16 protein-coding genes and 1 pseudogene are annotated in these 18,656 nt (G+C 72.9%); 16 read left to right on the top strand and 1 reads right to left on the bottom strand.

Annotated elements, in window-relative coordinates; genetic code table 11:
• Positions 1-15: 15 nt before the first annotated feature.
• The 5 genes from rpoZ (at position 16) to J7E22_RS12025 (ending at position 6,327) form a co-directional block, all read left to right on the top strand.
• Positions 16-279 (top strand): DNA-directed RNA polymerase subunit omega, encoded by a 264-nt coding sequence (rpoZ, locus tag J7E22_RS12045; RefSeq protein ID WP_114849971.1) that lies wholly within the window; start codon positions 16-18, stop codon positions 277-279.
• 5 nt (positions 280-284) lie between these two features.
• The gene (metK, locus tag J7E22_RS12040) at positions 285-1,499 is read left to right on the top strand and encodes a methionine adenosyltransferase (protein ID WP_214981970.1); all 1,215 of its coding nucleotides are present in this window, start codon (positions 285-287) and stop codon (positions 1,497-1,499) included.
• Between the two features lie 8 nt (positions 1,500-1,507).
• The gene (locus tag J7E22_RS12035) at positions 1,508-3,589 is read left to right on the top strand and encodes a primosomal protein N' (RefSeq protein ID WP_214981969.1); all 2,082 of its coding nucleotides are present in this window, start codon (positions 1,508-1,510) and stop codon (positions 3,587-3,589) included.
• Positions 3,590-4,084: 495 nt separating this feature from the next.
• The gene (gene tdh / locus J7E22_RS12030; RefSeq protein WP_214982071.1) at positions 4,085-5,149 is read left to right on the top strand and encodes an L-threonine 3-dehydrogenase; all 1,065 of its coding nucleotides are present in this window, start codon (positions 4,085-4,087) and stop codon (positions 5,147-5,149) included.
• A complete protein-coding gene (locus J7E22_RS12025) occupies positions 5,149-6,327 on the top strand; it encodes a glycine C-acetyltransferase (protein ID WP_214981968.1) in 1,179 nt (392 codons plus the stop codon). Before tdh ends, J7E22_RS12025 begins: the two co-directional genes overlap by 1 nt.
• Positions 6,328-6,399: 72 nt before the next feature.
• Here the strand turns inward: J7E22_RS12025 and J7E22_RS12020 are convergent, their stop codons facing one another.
• Positions 6,400-6,855, bottom strand: coding sequence for a DUF4383 domain-containing protein (locus tag J7E22_RS12020; RefSeq protein WP_214981967.1), 456 nt, complete (start codon positions 6,853-6,855; stop codon positions 6,400-6,402).
• Positions 6,856-7,048: 193 nt separating this feature from the next.
• Here J7E22_RS12020 and J7E22_RS12015 point away from each other — a divergent pair, with 193 nt between their 5' ends.
• The 11 genes and pseudogenes from J7E22_RS12015 (at position 7,049) to J7E22_RS11965 (ending at position 18,641) form a co-directional block, all read left to right on the top strand.
• Positions 7,049-9,979 carry a DEAD/DEAH box helicase family protein gene (locus J7E22_RS12015; RefSeq protein ID WP_214981966.1) on the top strand — a complete coding sequence of 977 codons (2,931 nt, stop codon included), beginning with the start codon at positions 7,049-7,051 and terminating at the stop codon, positions 9,977-9,979.
• Between the two features lie 40 nt (positions 9,980-10,019).
• Positions 10,020-10,952, top strand: a complete 933-nt coding sequence (locus J7E22_RS12010) for a methionyl-tRNA formyltransferase (RefSeq protein WP_214981965.1) — start codon at positions 10,020-10,022, stop codon at positions 10,950-10,952.
• Positions 10,949-12,619 carry an RsmB/NOP family class I SAM-dependent RNA methyltransferase gene (locus tag J7E22_RS12005; RefSeq protein ID WP_214981964.1) on the top strand — a complete coding sequence of 557 codons (1,671 nt, stop codon included), beginning with the start codon at positions 10,949-10,951 and terminating at the stop codon, positions 12,617-12,619. The genes J7E22_RS12010 and J7E22_RS12005 overlap by 4 nt, the downstream gene beginning before the upstream one ends.
• A 181-nt stretch (positions 12,620-12,800) precedes the next feature.
• Positions 12,801-13,460, top strand: a complete 660-nt coding sequence (gene rpe / locus J7E22_RS12000) for a ribulose-phosphate 3-epimerase (RefSeq protein ID WP_214981963.1) — start codon at positions 12,801-12,803, stop codon at positions 13,458-13,460.
• Positions 13,461-13,594: 134 nt separating this feature from the next.
• The gene (locus J7E22_RS11995) at positions 13,595-13,858 is read left to right on the top strand and encodes a phosphoribosyl-ATP diphosphatase (protein WP_214982069.1); all 264 of its coding nucleotides are present in this window, start codon (positions 13,595-13,597) and stop codon (positions 13,856-13,858) included.
• 127 nt (positions 13,859-13,985) lie between these two features.
• Complete coding sequence (gene hisG / locus J7E22_RS11990) at positions 13,986-14,825, top strand: ATP phosphoribosyltransferase (RefSeq protein WP_214981962.1); 840 nt, start codon at positions 13,986-13,988, stop codon at positions 14,823-14,825.
• Entirely contained in the window at positions 14,822-15,628 is an 807-nt protein-coding gene (gene hisF / locus J7E22_RS11985; protein ID WP_308159234.1) for an imidazole glycerol phosphate synthase subunit HisF, read from the top strand. Before hisG ends, hisF begins: the two co-directional genes overlap by 4 nt.
• A 40-nt stretch (positions 15,629-15,668) precedes the next feature.
• Positions 15,669-16,037: pseudogene (gene hisI, locus J7E22_RS11980) on the top strand (phosphoribosyl-AMP cyclohydrolase); the annotation flags it as partial.
• A gap of 113 nt (positions 16,038-16,150) precedes the next feature.
• Positions 16,151-17,713, top strand: coding sequence for an anthranilate synthase component I (locus J7E22_RS11975; RefSeq protein ID WP_214981960.1), 1,563 nt, complete (start codon positions 16,151-16,153; stop codon positions 17,711-17,713).
• Positions 17,710-18,405 (top strand): Trp biosynthesis-associated membrane protein, encoded by a 696-nt coding sequence (locus tag J7E22_RS11970; protein WP_214981959.1) that lies wholly within the window; start codon positions 17,710-17,712, stop codon positions 18,403-18,405. Before J7E22_RS11975 ends, J7E22_RS11970 begins: the two co-directional genes overlap by 4 nt.
• Positions 18,402-18,641 (top strand): HGxxPAAW family protein, encoded by a 240-nt coding sequence (locus tag J7E22_RS11965; RefSeq protein ID WP_214981958.1) that lies wholly within the window; start codon positions 18,402-18,404, stop codon positions 18,639-18,641. Before J7E22_RS11970 ends, J7E22_RS11965 begins: the two co-directional genes overlap by 4 nt.
• Positions 18,642-18,656 lie beyond the last annotated feature (15 nt).

The following is an 18,656-nucleotide window of genomic DNA, read 5'->3' as shown; positions in this document are numbered from 1 at the left end:
GCGACAGGAGACACCATGGCCAACCCCCAGGGCATCATCGACCCGCCCATCGACGACCTGCTGTCCAAGGTGGAGTCGAAGTACGCACTCGTCATCTTCGCCTCGAAGCGCGCGCGCCAGATCAACGACTACTACGCCGACCTGCACGAGGGTTCGCTGTTCGACAACGTGGGCCCGCTCGTCGACTCCACGATCGACGACAAGCCGCTGTCCGTCGCGCTGCACGAGATCAACGAGGACAAGCTGACCGTCACCAAGCAGCAGCAGCCCTCCGACTGACCCCGGTGACTGCAGCCGCACTGCGCCTCTTCACGTCCGAGTCGGTCACCGAGGGGCACCCCGACAAGATCTGCGACCAGATCTCGGACACGATCCTCGACGCCCTGCTCGAGGTCGACCCGCACGCCCGTGTCGCCGTCGAGACGATGGTGACGACGGGGCTCGTGCACGTCGCCGGCGAGGTCACCACCTCCGGCTACGTCGAGATCCCGAAGCTCGTCCGAGACGTCATCACGGGCATCGGGTACAACTCGTCGGAGGTCAGCTTCGACGGCCACACCTGCGGCGTCGAGGTCTCGATCGGTGCGCAGTCCCCGGACATCGCCCAGGGCGTCGACGAATCGCTGGACGCCCGGTCCGGTGCTGGTGACGACCCGCTCGACCGCCAGGGTGCCGGTGACCAGGGCATCATGTTCGGCTTCGCGACGAACGAGACCCCCGAGTACATGCCCGTCGCGATCTGGCTCGCCCACCGACTGGCCGAGCGCCTCGCGGCGGTCCGGAAGTCCGGTCTGCTGACGTTCCTGCGGCCCGACGGCAAGACCCAGGTCACCGTCGGGTACGACGGCGTCGTGCCGAAGACCGTCGAGACCGTCGTGCTCTCGACGCAGCACGCGCCGAGCGTGACGCTCGACGAACTCACCGCACAGGTCACGGAGCACGTCATCCGACCGGTGCTCGACCTGGTCGACCTCGACTCGTCGCACGTCGACGTCATCGTGAACCCGACCGGCCGCTTCGAGATCGGCGGACCCCAGGGCGACGCCGGGCTCACCGGGCGCAAGATCATCGTCGACACGTACGGCGGCGCCTCCCGGCACGGTGGCGGTGCGTTCAGCGGCAAGGACCCGTCGAAGGTCGACCGCTCGGCGGCCTACGCGCTCCGCTGGGTCGCGAAGAACGCCGTCGCCGCAGGGCTCGCCGACCGGCTCGAGGTGCAGGTCGCGTACGCGATCGGCCGCGCGAAGCCCGTCGGGCTCTACGTCGAGACGTTCGGCACCGGGCACGTCGACGACGCCACCATCGAAGCCGCGATCCGGCAGGTGTTCGACCTGCGTCCCGCCGCGATCATCCGCGACCTCGACCTGTTGAAGCCCCGCTACGCGCAGACGGCGACCTACGGCCACTTCGGCCGCGAACTCCCCGGGTTCACCTGGGAGCAGCTCGACCGCGTCGACGCCCTCCGCGCCGCCGCAGGACTCGTCGCCGCCGCCGTCTGAGCCACCGCGTGACCACCGTCGCGCGCGTCGTCCTCGACTCGCCGCTCCCGCAGTTGGACCGTCTGTTCGACTACCGGGTGCCTGCCGAGCTCGAGGACGACTGCGGGCCCGGGGTGCGCGTCAAGGTGCCGCTCCGCACCGGTGCACGGATGTCGGACGCCTACGTCGTCGAGGTCCTGCGCGATGCCGAGGCAGCGGACGCGGCGTTCGCCGGTGAGCTGAGCCAGGTCGAGACGCTCGTCTCGCCGGTCCCGGTGCTCGCGCCCGAGATATGGGCGCTCGCGCGCGCGGTGGCCGACCGGGCCGCCGGGGTCGCCTCCGACGTCCTGCGGCTCGCGGTGCCGACCCGGCAGGTGCGCGCCGAGAAGGCGTGGCTGGCGCGCGACACCGCGTGGTCACCGCCCGCGGTCGAGGGCACGCCCGTCTCGGGGTACGGCGACGGCGTCCTGGAGGCGCTGATCGCCGACCGTGGGCGGGCTGCGGTGGCCGCGGTGCCCCACCTTGTCGCGGTGCCTCACCCGGTCGCGGTGTCCGCGGTGACCGAGCCCGCTGCCGCCCCGCCGGCTGCTGGTGCCGACTCGTCCGCCGGCCCGGCCGTCGACCCGGCGGACACGGTGTGGGTCCCCGGCTGGGCGGCGACCCTGGCGCAGGCCGCGTCGCACACCATCGCCGCCGAGCGCTCCGCCGTCATCGCCGTCCCCGACTTCCGCGACGTCACCGACCTGGAACGGGCGCTCCTCACCGTGCTGCCGCGGGAGCGGGTCGTCCGGTTCGACGCGAAGCAGACCAACGGGCAGCGGGCGAAGGCGCTCCTGCAGGCACGGACGCACCCGGTCGTCGCGATCGGCAACCGGACGGCCATCTACGCCCCCGCCACGGACCTCGGCCTGATCGCCATGTGGGACGACGGCGACTCGTCGTTCACCGAGCCCCGCGCGCCGTACGTGCACACGCGGGACGTCGCACTGGTGCGGGCAGCGCAGTCCGGCGCCGCGCTGCTGTTCGTCTCGCACGCCAGGAGCACCGACGTGCAACGGCTCGTCGAGCTGGGCTTCCTGACCGAGGTCGCGCCCTACCGGGTGCCGGCGCCGAAGGTCATCCCCACGATGCAGCAGACCGGGGCCGAGGGCTACGCGGCCGAGGCACGCATCCCGAGCTCCGCGTGGCGCGCCGCTCGCGAGGCCAGCCAGCACGGCCCGGTCCTCGTGCAGGTCGCGAGTCCCGGCTTCGGCACCGGCCTCGTCTGCGCCGCCTGTGGGGAGCGCGCCCACTGCCGGGTCTGCGGTGGACCCCTCGGCAGTCCGCGGAAGGGCGCCACCCCGCAGTGCCGGTTCTGCGGCGCGCTCGCGGTCGGGTTCCGGTGCACCGCGTGCGGCAACGGCACGCTGAAGCCCGTCGGGCAGGGTGCGCAGCGCACCGCAGACGAGCTCGGTCGCGCGTTCCCCGGCACGCGCATCGTGGTCGCGGACGGCTCGCGGCCGCTCGACGAGGTCCCGGCCAGGCCCGCGGTGGTCGTCGCGACGCGCGGAGCCGAACCGTCGACGCCCGGCGGGTACGCGTGCGTGCTGCTCCTCGACGGCGACCGGATGCTCGCCCGCGAGGGGCTCCGCGTGCAGGAAGAGGTGCTGCGCTTCTGGACGAACGCCGCCGCGAAGGCCGCCCCGGGTGCCGAGGTGTACCTCGTCGGCATCGGCGGGCGGCTCGCGACCTCCCTTGCGACGTGGCGGCTCGACGTGCCCGCACACGACGAGCTCGCCGACCGTCGCCAGCTGCACTTCCCGCCGGCGGTCCGGGTCGCGACGTTGACCGGCACCGACGAGGCCGTGACCGCAGCGGTCGAGGCTCTCGACGGGATGCTGGTCGGTCCGGTGCTCGGTCCGGTCCCGGTCGAGGACCCCGCCGCCCCGGGCGCGGTCCGAGCGATCGTGCGGTTCCCGTACGCGCACGGGGCCGAGGTCGCGGCGACCCTGAAGGCCGAGGTGATCCGGCGCTCGTCCACGCGGCGGGTGTTGCCCGGTGGCAACCGTCGGCGGGCGGCGCCGGCGCTCCGGGCCCGTCTCGACGACGCGGAGCCCTTCAGCGAGGTCTGACCCGACCGACGTCTGACCCGGCCGAGGTCTGACCCGGCCGACGTCTGACCCGGCCGACGTCTGACCCGGCCGACGTCTGACCCAGCCGGCCCCGCCCCCGGGCCCGAGGCCGCGGGACGGACGTGCACCGCGCCTCCAGGCCGCGGTCCGTGCCCTGCGCGGCCGACTGCGTGCGCATCTTCCGACGTTGCGCCCGTCGATCACGGCGTGCGCTGTCGCACCATGCGAACGCACCGCATGCGTTTGCGCGTTTCGACGTTCCACGAGTCGATCGACCGGTGTCCGGTCGATCGATGTGCCCGCAGGAACGCCGCACCCCGGCGCCCGCCCCGCCACCGGCGCCTACCCCGGCGCACCGGCGCCCGCCCCGCTACCCCACTCGCGCCCCGCGCGCGTCGATGCAGACCGGCCGCCCGTGTGCCAGGGTGGTCGGCGGGCGGTCACGAGCCGCCCACCACACACATCACGCACGACGAGGTGACGCGGATGACGCCGATGAGGGCGCTGTACAAGCCGGACGCTGGCCCGGGACTGGTCATGACGGAGCGGCCACGACCGGTCCCCACTCCCGACGAGGTCCTGATCCGGGTGCTCCGGACGGGGATCTGCGGCACGGACCTGCACATCCTGCGGTGGGACGACTGGGCCGCCTCGTCGGTCACGGCGCCGCTCGTCCCGGGGCACGAGTTCTTCGGCGAGGTCGTCGAGGTCGGCTCGTCGGTGCGGGACGTCGCCGTGGGGGACCGGGTGTCCGGCGAGGGACACATCGTCTGCGGGACCTGCCGCAACTGCCGTGCCGGTCGTCGGCAGATGTGCATCCGCACCCAGGGACTCGGCGTTCAGCGCGACGGGGCCTTCGCCGAGTACCTGACCCTGCCGGGCGCGAACGTCTGGGTGCACCACGGCGACGTGGACCCGGACGTCGGCGCGCTGTTCGACCCACTCGGCAACGCGGTGCACACGGCGCTGACGTTCCGCCTGGTCGGTGAGGACGTCCTGGTCACCGGCTGCGGTCCCATCGGGCTGATGGCCATCGCCGTCGCCCGCCACGCGGGCGCACGGTTCGTCGTCGCCACGGACGTCAGCGCTGCGCGGTTGGCCCTCGCGAGCACGATGGGCGCGGACCTGACCGTCGACGTCGGCACCGGAGCGGGATCCTCGGGCACGGAGGCCGTTCGAGTCGCGCAGCGCCAGCTCGGCATGCGGGAGGGGTTCGACGTCGGCTTCGAGATGTCCGGCGCCCCCGGTGCGCTGCCGACCATGGTCGACACCATGAACCACGGCGGACGGATCGCGATGCTCGGACTGCCGTCGGGCCCGATCGCCGTCGACTGGGGCAAGGTCGTCACCCACATGCTCACGATCCAGGGCATCTACGGACGCGAGATGTTCGAGACCTGGCAGACCATGAGCGCGATGCTGCAGTCGAGCGCGGCGCTGCGGGAGCGGATCGGCTCGATCGTGTCGGCGCGGTACCCCGCGCGCGACTGGGAAGCAGCGTTCGCCGCGGCGGCGGCTGCGGACGGCGGCAAGGTCGTCATCGACTGGACGGAGATCTGATGTACGGGGCGATGCAGGACCACCTGGCGCGCGAACTCGCGGCGATCGAGGAAGCCGGCCTGACCAAGCACGAGCGGGGCATCACCGGCCCGCAGCGCGCGGCGATCGAGGCCGATGGCGCCGAACTCCTGAACTTCTGCGCGAACAACTACCTCGGGCTCGCCGACTCGCCGGCCCTGGTCGACGCCGCGAAGGACGCCCTCGACCGCTGGGGCTACGGCATGGCGAGCGTGCGGTTCATCTGCGGGACGCAGGACCTGCACCTCGACCTGGAGCGACGGGTGTCCGCCTTCCTCGGGACCGAGGCGACGATCCTGTACTCGTCGTGCTTCGACGCGAACGGCGGCCTGTTCGAGGTCCTGCTCGGCGCCGAGGACGCGATCATCTCCGACGAGCTGAACCACGCCTCCATCATCGACGGGGTCCGCCTGTCCAAGGCGCAGCGGTTCCGGTACCGGAACCGGGACATGGCCGACCTGGAGGCGCAGCTCGCCGCTGCCTCGTCGGCTCGCTTCCGTGCCGTGGTCACCGACGGCGTCTTCTCGATGGACGGGTCCATCGCGCCGCTCCGCGAGATCTGCAACCTCGCGGACCGGTACGACGCGCTCGTGATCGTGGACGACTCGCACGCGGTCGGGCTCGTCGGCGAGCACGGTCGGGGCACCCCGGAACTGTGCGGTGTCGCCGACCGGGTGGACGTGTACACGGGCACGTTCGGCAAGGCGCTCGGCGGGGCGTCCGGCGGGTACGTGTCGTCGCGGCGGGAGATCGTCGACCTGCTCCGGCAGCGGAGCCGGCCGTACCTGTTCTCGAACTCGCTCGCCCCCGTGATCGCGGCGGGGACGGTGGCCGCGCTGGACCTCATCGAGCGCTCGGACGACGCGCGGGAGCGCCTCCGGCGGAACGCGGCGCTGTTCCGGTCGCTCATGACCGAGGCCGGCTTCGAGCTCCTGCCCGGAGAGCACCCGATCGTCCCCGTCATGTTCCACGACGCTGCGCTGACCGGCCGGATCGCGGTCGAGATGCAGGCCCGCGGGGTGTTCGTCACCGCGTTCAGCTACCCGGTGGTGCCGAAGGGCCGAGCACGGATCCGCGTGCAGCTCTCGGCGGCGCACACCGAGGAGCAGGTCCGGCAGTGTGTGCGGGCCTTCTCGGAGGCGCGGGCCGCCGCGGCCTGAGCAGCTGCCCGCGCGACGATGCCCCGCCCGACCGGAGTCGAGCGGGGCATCGGGTCGCCGGAGCGGAGCCGCTCAGGGACCGACGGGCTGGCGACGCTCGCGCGGCAGGATGATGCCGAGCGCGATCATGCCGACGGCGAGCACGAGGTGCAGCCAGTTGTCGGCGCTGTTCAGCGGCACGAAGTTCGCGCCCGAGTCGTGGCCGGCGGTGAACAGGCCGTAGAGCCAGAGCACGGCGTAGACGATCCCGCCGATGACCAGGAACATGCGCGAGCCGGTCGCCCGGTTGGCTGCGAGCAGCCCGACGATGCCGAACAGCAGGTGCACGATGTTGTGCAGCACGGACACCTGGAACACCCCGAGGAGCATCGCCATCGAGTGGTTCCCCGCTCCGGCGAGTTCGCCCGAGGTGAGTCCCGGCACGAACCCGGCGATCCCGACCAGCAGGAACACGAGGCCGACGACGAGGGCGGCCTTCTGGATGGAGGAACCGGCGTAGCGGTTCGTGGACGTGGTGACGTCGGTCACGGTGACTCCTGACGGTCAGCGGCGCGGGTGCGCCGGGTTGGTGGGGTCTCTCGGGGACGGTGGGTCGATCGGACCCTCGGCGGTGGCCGCTGCCACCCAGCATGGACCGTTCGTTCTGGTGCCGACCGTACGCAGCACGGACTCGCGCGCGGCCCAGGGACGTCGGCGCTCGCGTGCATGGGACACTCGGATCGTGACCACGGGGGAACACGGACGACCGCTCGCAGACTGGGAGTACCGGGGGACGCTCCGCACCTACCAGCGGGACGTGCTCGATCGAGTGGGGGTGGTCCCCGGCGACCCGGTGCACGTCGTGGCACCGCCCGGTTCCGGCAAGACGCTGCTCGGGCTGCTCCTGGCGGCCCGGCACGGCACCCGCGCGCTCGTCCTGTCCCCGACGACGACGATCCGGCAGCAGTGGGCCAGGACCGCCACCAGCTTGCAGGGCAGCGCGACCGTGTCCGAGGACCCTGAGCGGCCCGGCGACCTCACCGCGCTGACGTACCAGATGCTCAGCGTCCTCGACACGGGCAGTCCGCTCAGCGACCTCGCCGTCGCGGACTGGCGACGCGAGCTCGTCGAGGGCGGCCGCACGGCAGCCGACGCGACGCGGTGGATCGAGGACCTGCGGGCGTCGAACCCGGGGGCGTTCCGGAACGGGGTCGGCCGACGGTCGCGAGCGATCCGGCGACGCTTGGCCAGCGAGGACCCCGACCTGTTGGCGGAGGCACTCCACCCGAACGCCCGGACCCTCGTCGACCGGCTGGTGGCGTCCGGCGTCGAGACGGTCGTCCTGGACGAGTGCCACCACCTGCTCGACCACTGGGCACTCGTCGTGGCCTACCTCCTCGCCCGCATCCGGGCGGCGGGCCGCGACCCGGTCGTGATCGGCCTCACCGCGACCCTGCCGTCGACGGACGACCGCGACGGCCACGACAACTACACCGCGCTCCTCGGCGAGGTCGACTACGAGGTCCCCACCCCGGCGGTCGTCAAGGAGGGGAACCTCGCCCCCTACCGCGACCACGTGTGGTTCGTCGAACCGACCGTCGAGGAGATCGCGTTCCTGCGCGACCACGAGCGCCGACTCGCGGCCCTCGTCTCGTCCGCCTTCGCCGGTCCGGACGGCCTGAGCTGGCTGCTCGCCACACTGCAGCCCGACACCGGGGACGACACAGCTCCGCCGGAGCACCGACTGGCGGCCGCCTTCTCCGCGGACTTCGCGGTCGCCGAGTCCGCAGCACGGCTGCTCGCCGAGTTCGCTCCGGAGCACGCCCTCCTCGCCCTCCTGCCGACCGACGTCCGGCGTGCCCCCGACACCGAGCAGCGACTCCGACTCCTGGCCCGGTACGCCCTCGATCGCGTCCTGCCCGATCCCGCGCGGGCGGAGCAGTGGCAGCGCATCAAACGATCCATCGTCGACTTCGGTTTCACCCTCACCGACCGGGGGGTCCGCCGTGGCCGAGACCCGATCGACACGGTCTTGGCATCATCCGCTGCGAAGGACCGCGCGGTCGTCGAGGTCCTGCAGCTCGAGTGCACCGGGTCGACCGCGGACCGTGTCCGCGCCGTCGTGGTGGCGGACCACGCCACCCACGGGAACAGCCGGGGGAGCGCAGTCGCTGCTGGCGGGGCCCTCCGCGCGCACGTCACCCTCGCAACCGAGGAAGCACTCGCCGGTCTCCGTCCGGTCCTCGTCACCGCGGAGCACCTCCGGATCGCGGCGAGGGATGCCGACGTCCTCCTGCCGGCGCTCTCCGAGCACCTCGGCGTGACGTGCACGGCAGCACCGGTCCCCGACCATGCCCCGGTCCTGGCGGTCGACACGGCCAGCGCCAGCTCCGCAGCGGTCCTCACCGCCGTCTCCGCCCTGCTCACCGACGGCACGACGCGGGTCGTCGTCGGAACTCGTGGTCTCCTCGGGGAGGGTTGGGACTGCCCCGCCGCGAACACTCTGATCGACCTCACCGCGGTCGCGACCTCGTCGGCCACGCAGCAGCTCCGTGGGCGCACCCTCCGGCTCGACCCGGCATGGCCCCGCAAGGTGGCTCACAACTGGACCGTCACCGCGGTGATCCCCGCAGACGTCCCCCTGGACGCCGCGCCCGACGTCTCCCGCATGCACCGCAAGCACGAACGGATCTGGGGACTGCTGCGCGAGGACTCCGTCCAGATCGCGCGTGGCACCGGCATCGCGCTGACGGATGCCCAGGTCGTCCGCCTCGGCGCGATCCTCGGCAAGCAGAAGCGGGCCAGTGTCCGCGAGCTCGACGACTCCATCGCGGCGCAGCTGCCGGACCGCGCGGACAGCTACGCGGCATGGCGGATCGGCGAACCGTACGCCGATCGGGAGAGCGTCGCGACGGTCGTCGAGGAGGCCCGGACGCAGCCGTTCCGCACGGGCCCGACCGCCGAGGCGGTGATGGCGGTGGTGCTGACGGTCGTCGGCCTGGTGGTCGCGCAGAACGGACGCCTGATCGTGGGCCTCGCCCACCACGGAGTGACCGCGGCGGTCCTCGGACTCGTCGCCACGATCGCCCTCGGGGTCCTGCTCGCCTGGCCCGTCGCGAAGCAGCTCGGCACCGCGCTCCGCCAGCGCATCGACACAGTGGGCGCCCACCGCCAGGCGGTGCGGGTGATCGTGGACGCCCTGCACCGGGCCGGTCGGATCCCCGCGTTCGGCGACGGCGACATCCGGGTGTCTGCCGAGACGGTGAACGGTGTGCTGCAACGGTTCTCCATGGAGGCACTCGGGGGGACCCCGGAGGGCCGGCGGTTGGTCGCCGAGGCGCTCGCCGAGTTCTTCGGGCCGGTCCGGACGCCTCGGTTCCTCCTGCAGGTCGGCCGGTCGGAGCGGGGCACGATCCGGAAGGCGCCGTTGCTCGCGCTCTCCATGACGGTCGCTCGGGCGCTCACCAGGGGTGACCGGTACTTCGCCGTGCCATCCGGCGTGGGCCGCCGTCGGGCAGACGCCGAAGCGTTCGCTGCGGACTGGAACCACAGGGTGGGACCCTGCCGCCTGGTGGAGGTCGATTCCCCGGAGTCGCTGGTCCTGCTCGTCCGTGCGCGCCGCGCGTCCGGTGCGACGGCACGGCGCCCCGGCATCCGCGACCAGTGGTCCTGACCGACACGGGCCGCCTTGCCGACGTGGGAGCATGGAACCCATGCGTCTCGTCGTCGCCGGCAGCCCCGCTGCGGCCGTCCCCACCCTCCGTCGTCTGGCGGCGTCCGACCACGAGATCGCGGCCGTGCTCACCCGGCCGCCGACCCCGCAGGGCCGGAAGCGCGTCCTGACGCCGACGCCCGTCGCGCTGGCCGCTGCCGAGCTCGGGCTCCCCGTGATCGAGGCCGTCCGCGTCGACGACGACGTCACCGCCCGGATCGCGGCGCTGCAGCCGGACCTCGGCGTCATCGTCGCGTACGGCGCGCTCCTGCGACGCCCGGCGCTCGACGCCCCGCGGCACGGGTGGATCAACCTGCACTTCTCCGACCTGCCCGCCTACCGCGGCGCGGCACCGGTCCAGCGAGCCGTGATGGCGGGGGACACCCGCACGGCGGCGACCGTCTTCCAGCTGGTCGAGGCCCTCGACGCCGGGCCCGTGTTCGGCTCGGAACCGTTCGACATCCACCCCGACGCGACCTCGGGCGAGGTGCTCGCCGCGATGGCCGAGACCGGTGCTGCCGTCGTCGCCAGGGTCGTGGACGACATCGCAGCCGGTTCCGCCACCGCGACCGAGCAGACCGGCGAACCGAGCACGGCTCCGAAGCTGACACTCGCCGATGGGCACGTCGACTTCGACCTGCCGTCGACGGCGGTGCACGCACGGGTCCGCGGGGTCACGCCGGAACCGGGCGCCTACGCGCACCTCGGTGACCTCCGGGTGAAGCTGCTCAGGACGAGCCGCACCGAGACGCCCTCCGACTCCGAGCTGTCGCTCGCACCGGGGGCGTTGGCGCTCTCCGGTGGTCGGCTGCTGGTCGGCACCGCCGACGACCCGCTCACCGTGCTCCAGGTGCAGCCCGCGGGCAAGCAGGCGATGGAGGCCGCTGCCTGGGCACGCGGCCTCGGCACCCTCGACGGGAAGGTCCTGGCATGAGCCCCACGAACGGCCGACGGGAACGCAACAGCCCCCGTCCCGTGACCGCACGGCGGGTCGCGTACGACGTGCTCCGTGCCGTGCAGGTCGACGACGCGTACGCGAACCTGCTGTTGCCGTCCCGCATCCGACGTGCCGGCCTGACCGCTCGCGACGCCGCGTTCGCCACGGAGCTCACGTACGGCTCCATCCGGATGCTCGGACGGTACGACGCGATCGTCGCCCTCGCCTCCGGTCGACGGCCGGAGAACATCGAGGCGGACGTCCTGGACGTGATGCGCCTCGGTGCCCACCAGCTGCTGGGCATGCGGACCCCGACGCACGCGGCCGTCGCCGCGACCGTCGAACTCGCGCGGGAGGTCGGTGCCCACCGCGCGACCGGGTTCGTGAACGCGGTCCTCCGGAAGGTCGCCGCCCGCACGGACGGCGAGTGGGACGCCCTGATCACCGAGGGTCGTGCCGGCGATGCGCTCCTCGCGGCGCGGTGGTCCCACCCGGTGTGGGTCGTGTCCGCGCTCCGGGACGCCCTGGCAGCGGAGCGGTCGCGCGACGAACTCGCCGCGCTCCTCGCGGCGGACAACGTCGCGCCGCGGGTGCAGCTCGCGGCGTTGCCGGGCATCGCCACCGAGGACGACATCGCCACGGCCACCACCCCGCGCGTCCGGTCCGACGTGGCCGGCATGGACGAAGCCGGCACCGACGACGCCGGCGCGGACGGGACGGGCACGGACGAGACTGGCACCGACGAGGCCGGCACCGACGAGACGGGCACCGACGAGACGGTCGCCGAGGGGACCGGGACCGACGCGACCGACGAGAGCGCGTCGGCGGTCCCGGCCGCCCCGGGGCCGACGGACGTCGACGACGCGACGCAGGCCGAGCCTCCCGTCAGCATCGCCGACCACGCGCCGGCCGCGGACGACCTGCCGGTCTCACCCGTCGGCATCCGCGGACTCACCGGTGATCCCGCCCGCGTCCCCGGCGTCGCGGCGGGCCGTCTCCGGGTGCAGGACGAGGGGTCCCAGCTGGCAGCACTCGCCCTCAGCCGCTCCAGCGCGGTCCGCGCGGGGGAGCGCTGGCTCGACATGTGCGCCGGCCCCGGTGGCAAGGCCGCGCTGCTCGCGGCGGAGGCGGTGCAGGGTGGCGCGACCCTCACGGCGAACGAAATCGCGCCCGCGCGCGCCGGACTCGTGCGGAAGGCGCTCGCGGACTTCCGTGACGGCGTCACCGTCGTCGAGGGCGATGCGCGACGGTACGGGCGGGACGGCCTGGGTCTGACGTTCGACCGCATCCTGCTCGACGCACCGTGCACCGGTCTCGGCGCGCTGCGGCGTCGACCGGAGGCGCGGTGGCGGAAACAACCGGAGGACGTCCCCGAGCTGGCCGCGTTGCAGGCCGAGCTCCTCGACGCCGCGGTGCGGGTGCTGGCGCCGGGAGGCACGCTGGCGTACGTCACGTGCTCGCCGCACCTCGCGGAGACGCGGGGACAGGTGGATGCGCTCATGGCACGGCAGGGCGGCGTGCTCGAGCAGCTCGACACCGCCGACGTCGTGCGGTCCGTCGCGGCTCGGGACCCGCAGGTGGCGGACGGCAGCACGGTGCAGCTCTGGCCGCACCGCATCGGCACGGACGCGATGTTCATCGCGCTGTTCCGTCGCGTCGCCTGACCCGCGAGCAGCGGGCGCGAGACTCGGTCTCAGCGACCGTTCTCGGGCCGCGGGGCACGAGGACGGTCGCCCACCCCGAGACTCGCGTCACCCGCGCCGCGACTCGCATCACCCGCGCCGAGACTCGGCCCGGGTGCGCCGAGCCTCGGGGCGCCCGGCGGCCGCCGGGTAGGCTTGCCCGGTGACGATCCGCATCTCGCCGAGCATCCTGTCCGCCGACTTCGCGAACCTCGAGCGCGAGCTCCAGCGCATCGAGACCGCCGACCTCGTGCACGTCGACGTGATGGACAACCACTTCGTCCCGAACCTCACGCTCGGGCTGCCCATCGTGCAGCGGCTGCAGCAGGTGTCGCCGGTGCCGCTCGACGTCCACCTCATGATCACCGACGCCGACACCGAGGCTCCGAAGTACGCCGAGACCGGTGCGGCCAGCGTGACGTTCCACTTCGAGGCCGCGGACGACCCGATCGCGACCGCCGCTGCCATCCGGTCGAACGGTGCGCGCGCCGCCGTGGCCGTGAAGCCGGGGACCCCGATCACCCAGGTCCTCGAACACCTCGACGCGTACGACATGATCCTGCTCATGACGGTCGAGCCGGGCTTCGGCGGCCAGCTGTTCATGTCGTCGGTGATGCCCAAGCTGCAGGACGCCCGCGCGGCCGTCGACGCCTCCGGGCTCGACGTCTGGCTCGAGGTCGACGGCGGCATCGCGGTCGACACGGTGCCAGAGGCCGTGCGGAGCGGTGCCGACACGCTCGTGGCGGGGTCCGCCGTGTACGGGGGCGAGCCGGCGGTCCGGATCGCGGACCTCCGAGCGGCCGCTGCCGCAGCGCGCTCGTGACGCCCCTGCCAGAGGACGCGACCACGGCGGTGGACGGGACGTCCGCGCAGGTGACCGGCGGTGCGGCGGCGACGAGCGCCTCCCGTCCGGACGGTACGTCCGCGGCGACGGCCGACGGCGGTAGCCTGGACCCTGTGAAGACGTTCGACGACCTGTTCGCGGAGCTGACCGAGAAGGCGCGCACGCGCCCCGAGGGCTCCGGCACCGTCGCCGAACTGGACGCCGGCGTGCACCAGATCGGCAAGAAGATCGTGGAAGAGGCCGCCGAGGTCTGGATGGCGGCCGAGTACGAAGGCGACCAGCGCACGTCGGAGGAGATCTCGCAGCTGATCTACCACCTCCAGGTGCTCATGGTCGCGAAGGGGCTCACCCCGTCGGACGTCTGGCGACATCTGTAGGACGCGCTCGGGCACCGCCCGCGCACCGCCCTCGATCCGCCACACCCGATGAGCGCCGTCCCGACGGCCGACGTCCCGAACGCCGACGTCCCGACCAGCGCGACCCGACCAGGAAGCAGACCACCTGATGCTCCGCATCGCCGTGCCCAACAAGGGCTCACTGTCCGAGACCGCGTCCGACATGCTCCGCGAGGCCGGGTACGCCGGTCGCCGCGACCCGAAGGCCCTCCACCTGGTGGACGAGCGCAACGGGGTGGAGTTCTTCTTCCTCCGGCCCCGTGACATCGCCACGTACGTCGGCTCCGGCGCGCTCGACGTCGGCATCACCGGCCGCGATCTGCTGCTCGACTCCGGTTCCGCCGCGCACGAGGTCGACGCACTCGGGTTCGCCGACTCGACCTTCCGGTTCGCAGGCACCCCCGGTCGGTTCAGCACCCTGCAGGACCTCGACGGCGTCCGCGTGGCGACGAGCTACCCCGGGCTCGTGGGGGACTTCCTCGCCAAGCACGGCGTGCACGCCACGCTCGTGAAGCTCGACGGCGCGGTCGAGAGCGCCGTGCGGCTCGGGGTCGCCGACGCCGTCGCCGACGTCGTGTCGACGGGCAGCACCCTGCGGCAGGCAGGACTCGAGATCTTCGGTCCCGTCATCCTCGAGTCGACCGCGCTCCTGGTCTCCACCGACGAGACGATCCCCGGGATCGACGTCCTGCGTCGGCGGCTCCAGGGCGTCCTCGTCGCACGCGGGTACGTGATGCTCGACTACGACATCCCGACCGACCTGCTCGAGCAGGCGACCGCGGTGGCGTCCGGCATCGAGTCGCCCACCGTCTCGCCGCTGCACGGCCGCGACTGGTCCGCGGTCCGGGTGATGATCCCGCGCGACGACGCGAACCTCATCATGGACGCGCTGTACGACCTCGGCGCCCGCGCGATCCTGGTCAGTCCGATCCACGCCGCACGACTGTGAACGACGCGCTGGCCACGCCGGGCGGTCGTGCCGGCACCCGCGGCGGCGTGTCCGTCCGGGTGATCCCGTGCCTCGACGTCAAGGGCGGTCGGGTCGTGAAGGGCGTGAACTTCCTCGACCTGCAGGACGCCGGCGACCCCGTCGAGCTCGCGGCCACGTACTACGCGCAGGGCGCCGACGAGCTGACGTTCCTCGACGTCGGAGCGACGGTGGAGAACCGGGCGACGATGTACGACACCGTGACGCGGACGGCCGAGCAGGTCTTCATCCCGCTGACCGTCGGCGGCGGGGTCCGGAGCGTCGACGACGTCTCGCGGCTGCAGCAGTGCGGGGCGGACAAGATCGGCGTGAACAGCGCCGCGATCGCCCGTCCCGATCTGGTGGGCGAGATCGCCGACCGGTTCGGCGCGCAGGCCGTCGTGCTCTCCCTCGACGTCAAGCGCTCCGACCGGTCGCCGTCCGGCTTCGTCGTCACCACCCACGGTGGGCGGACCGAGACCGACATCGACGCGATCGCCTGGGCGCGGGAGGCCGTCGAACGCGGTGCGGGGGAGCTCCTGGTCAACTCCATCGACGCCGACGGCACGAAGGCCGGGTTCGACCTGGAGCTCACCGCCGCGGTGCGCGCGGTGTCCTCGGTGCCGGTCATCGCGTCGGGAGGCGCGGGTCGGGTCGAGCACTTCGCCCCGGCCATCGAAGCGGGTGCGGATGCCGTCCTCGCCGCCAGCGTCTTCCACCGGGGCGAGATGACGGTGGGCGACGTCAAGGCCGCGCTGCGCGCGGCCGGCCAGTCCGTCCGCTGACGGGATCGGCGCAGCGCCACCGCCGTAGGCTAGGAGTCTCATGACCGACAGCACCAGCTCCAGCACCGACGCGGTCCTCGACCGCGCGCGATTCGCTCCGGACGGGCTGCTCCCCGCGATCGTGCAAGAGGAGTCCTCGAAGGACGTCCTCATGCTCGGCTACATGGACCGGGAAGCCCTCCGCCGCACGCTCACCGAAGGACGCGTGACCTTCTGGTCGCGGTCCCGGCAGGAGTACTGGCGCAAGGGCGACACGTCGGGGCACGCGCAGTACGTCCGTGACGCCGCGTTCGACTGCGACGCGGACACCCTGCTCGTGACGGTGCAGCAGGTCGGTGCCGCGTGTCACACCGGCGCGCACCGGTGCTTCGACGTCGATCCGCTCGACCCGGTCACCGCCGCCGCACCAGGGCTGCACGACGAGTGGGCCGCCGGCACGACGGACCACGACGCCACCGCGACGACCCGCACCACCGCGACGACCGAGACCGAGACAGTGACGACCGAGACCGAGGTGACCCGGTGAGCACCGCCACCAGCACGCCGGCCGCGACCGGCGTCGACACGCCGCACACGACCTCCCGTCCGGAGTTCGACGCCCTGCTGCAGGACCACCGCGTGGTCCCCGTGGTGCGCGCGCTCTACGCCGACAGCGAGACGCCGGTGGGCGTCTACCGGAAGCTCGCCGACGGGCGTCCGGGTTCCTTCCTGCTCGAGTCCGCGGGGCAGGGCGGCCTCTGGTCGCGGTGGTCCTTCGTCGGCGTCCGCAGCTTCGGCGTCCTGACGCAGGACGGTGACCGGGCCGCGTGGATCGACACCGGCATCGATGCCGAGCGTGCCGTGGGCTCGCTCGACGGGCAGCCGCTCGACGTGCTGGCGCGCCTGCACGAGCGCTGGGCGACCCCGCGTGTGCCGGGGACCCCGCCGCTCGTCGGCGGGACCGTCGGCTTCATCGGCTGGGAGGCCGTGCGGCAGCTCGAACACCTGCCGAACGTGCCGCCGGCCGACTTCGACGTGCCGGGGCAGTCGCTGTCGTTCGTGTCCGAGCTGGCGGCGCTCGACCACCGGACCGGACTCGTCCTGCTCGTCGCGAGTGCCCTCAACGACGGCACCGACGACGCCGAGGCCCTGTGGACCGACGCGCAGACGCGGCTCGACCGGATGCAGGCCGACCTGGTGCAGCCGAGCGTGGCGACCGTCGCCCAGGCGTTCGACATCGCCGAGCCGTCGCCGACCCACCGCACGACCCCGGACGACTACATGGCCGCGGTCGTGCGGTCGAAGGACTTCATCCGGGACGGCGACGTCTTCCAGGTCGTCATCTCGCAGCGCTTCGACCACGAGGTGACCGCGGACCCGCTCGACGTGTACCGGGTGCTCAGGACGCTCAACCCGAGCCCGTACATGTACTTCCTGTCGTTGGCCGACACCGACGACCGGCCGTTCTGGATCGTCGGCGCCTCACCCGAGGCGCTCGTCAAGGTGCAGGCCGGCCGGGCGATCACGCACCCGATCGCCGGATCGCGCCCGCGTGGTGCGACCCCGGAGGAGGACGTCCGCTTCGGTGAGGACCTGCTGGAGGACCCGAAGGAACGCGCCGAGCACCTGATGCTCGTCGACCTCGCGCGCAACGACCTGCAGAAGGTGTGCGAGCCGGGCACCGTCGCGGTGACGGAGTTCATGACCGTCGAGCGCTTCAGCCACATCATGCACCTCGTGTCGAGCGTCGAGGGGTCGGTGCGCCCCGGCGCCTCGGCGATCGACGTGTTCCGGGCGACGTTCCCGGCCGGCACCCTCTCGGGCGCCCCGAAGCCGCGTGCGCTCGAGATCATCGACGAGCTCGAGCCGGCACGTCGTGGCGCGTACGCGGGCGTCGTGGGGTACTTCGACTTCGCCGGTGACGCCGACCTGGCGATCGCCATCCGCACGGCGCTCATCCAGGACGGTGTCGCCCGCGTGCAGGCCGGCGCAGGTCTCGTGGCCGACTCCGACCCGGAGACCGAGCACCGCGAAGCGGTCAACAAGGCAGCGGCCCCGCTCCGCGCGGTCGCGACCGCGAACCGGATGCGCGAGGTGCGCTCGTGACGCCCGCCCGCTCCCGTCCACTGGTGGTCGTGGCCGGTCTCGCCGTCGCGGGCATCATCATGCTCGCGTGGACGCAGACCTGGTTCACGGTGCACCTGCACGCCGGCACCGCCGTCGTCGCCTCGGTGGCGGCCGACGGCTCGAAGGTCGTCCCGCAGTACACCGCGCTGGCCATCGCGAGCCTCGCGCTCTTCCTGGCGATGACCATCGCCGGGCGGGTCGTCCGGGTCGTCCTCGCCGCGGTCGAGGTCCTGCTCGGTGTCGGTGTGGCGTGGAGCGGCATCGCGGCCCTCGCCGACCCGATCGGTGCCGCACGCGGTGCCGTCGGCGCGGTCACCGGGGTCAGCGACCTCGGTGCGGTGCATCGCACGGTGTCGTCGGTCGACGTCACGTTCTGGCCGGTGGTCGGCATCGCCGGGGGTGTCCTGGCCGTCCTGCTCGGCGTCGTGGTGCTCGTGGTGCAGCGGTCGTGGCCGGGCCCGAGTCGCAAGTACGCCTCGACGCCGGCGGACCCCGGAACGGGTGCGCACGCGCCCGGCGCGACGTCGACGCCGTCGGCTGCGCCGGTGGAACGAGACGCCATCACGGACTGGGACGACCTGAGCGCCGGCACGGACCCGACGGACGGAACCGGTAGGGTGGAAGGGGCGTCATCGCACGACGACGCCGGAGCAGAACGAGGAGCACCGTGAGCAACACTGAGCCCGCAGAACTCGGCGAAGGCCACTCCCCGGCGGCCTGGACCGCCGTCGTGATCATGCTGATCGGATTCGCTGCCGGCACGTTGTTCTTCTGGTTCAACCAGGCCTGGGGCGTCTGGGCCTCCGCCGCGGTCGTGCTCATCGGACTCGTCATCGGTGGCGTCATGAAGAAGGCCGGCTACGGCGTCGACGGCCCGAAGTACGTCGCCAAGCACCACGCAGAGTAGGTCCGACATGCCGAA

Origin of the sequence: Curtobacterium sp. ISL-83 (assembly GCF_018613895.1) — a bacterium.
Taxonomy (GTDB): domain Bacteria; phylum Actinomycetota; class Actinomycetes; order Actinomycetales; family Microbacteriaceae; genus Curtobacterium.
The sequence above is the reverse complement of the archived record's forward strand: the minus strand, read 5'-3'. Positions and strand labels throughout refer to the sequence as shown.

What these genes read in the sequence shown, in the direction of transcription:
- rpoZ (WP_114849971.1), top strand. Translation starts at nt 16, where the DNA reads ATGGCCAACCCCCAGGGCATCATCGACCCGCCCATCGACGACCTGCTG.
- J7E22_RS12010 (WP_214981965.1), top strand. Translation starts at nt 10,020, where the DNA reads ATGCGTCTCGTCGTCGCCGGCAGCCCCGCTGCGGCCGTCCCCACCCTC.
- tdh (WP_214982071.1), top strand. Translation starts at nt 4,085, where the DNA reads ATGAGGGCGCTGTACAAGCCGGACGCTGGCCCGGGACTGGTCATGACG.
- J7E22_RS12005 (WP_214981964.1), top strand. Translation starts at nt 10,949, where the DNA reads ATGAGCCCCACGAACGGCCGACGGGAACGCAACAGCCCCCGTCCCGTG.
- J7E22_RS12025 (WP_214981968.1), top strand. Translation starts at nt 5,149, where the DNA reads ATGTACGGGGCGATGCAGGACCACCTGGCGCGCGAACTCGCGGCGATC.
- hisG (WP_214981962.1), top strand. Translation starts at nt 13,986, where the DNA reads ATGCTCCGCATCGCCGTGCCCAACAAGGGCTCACTGTCCGAGACCGCG.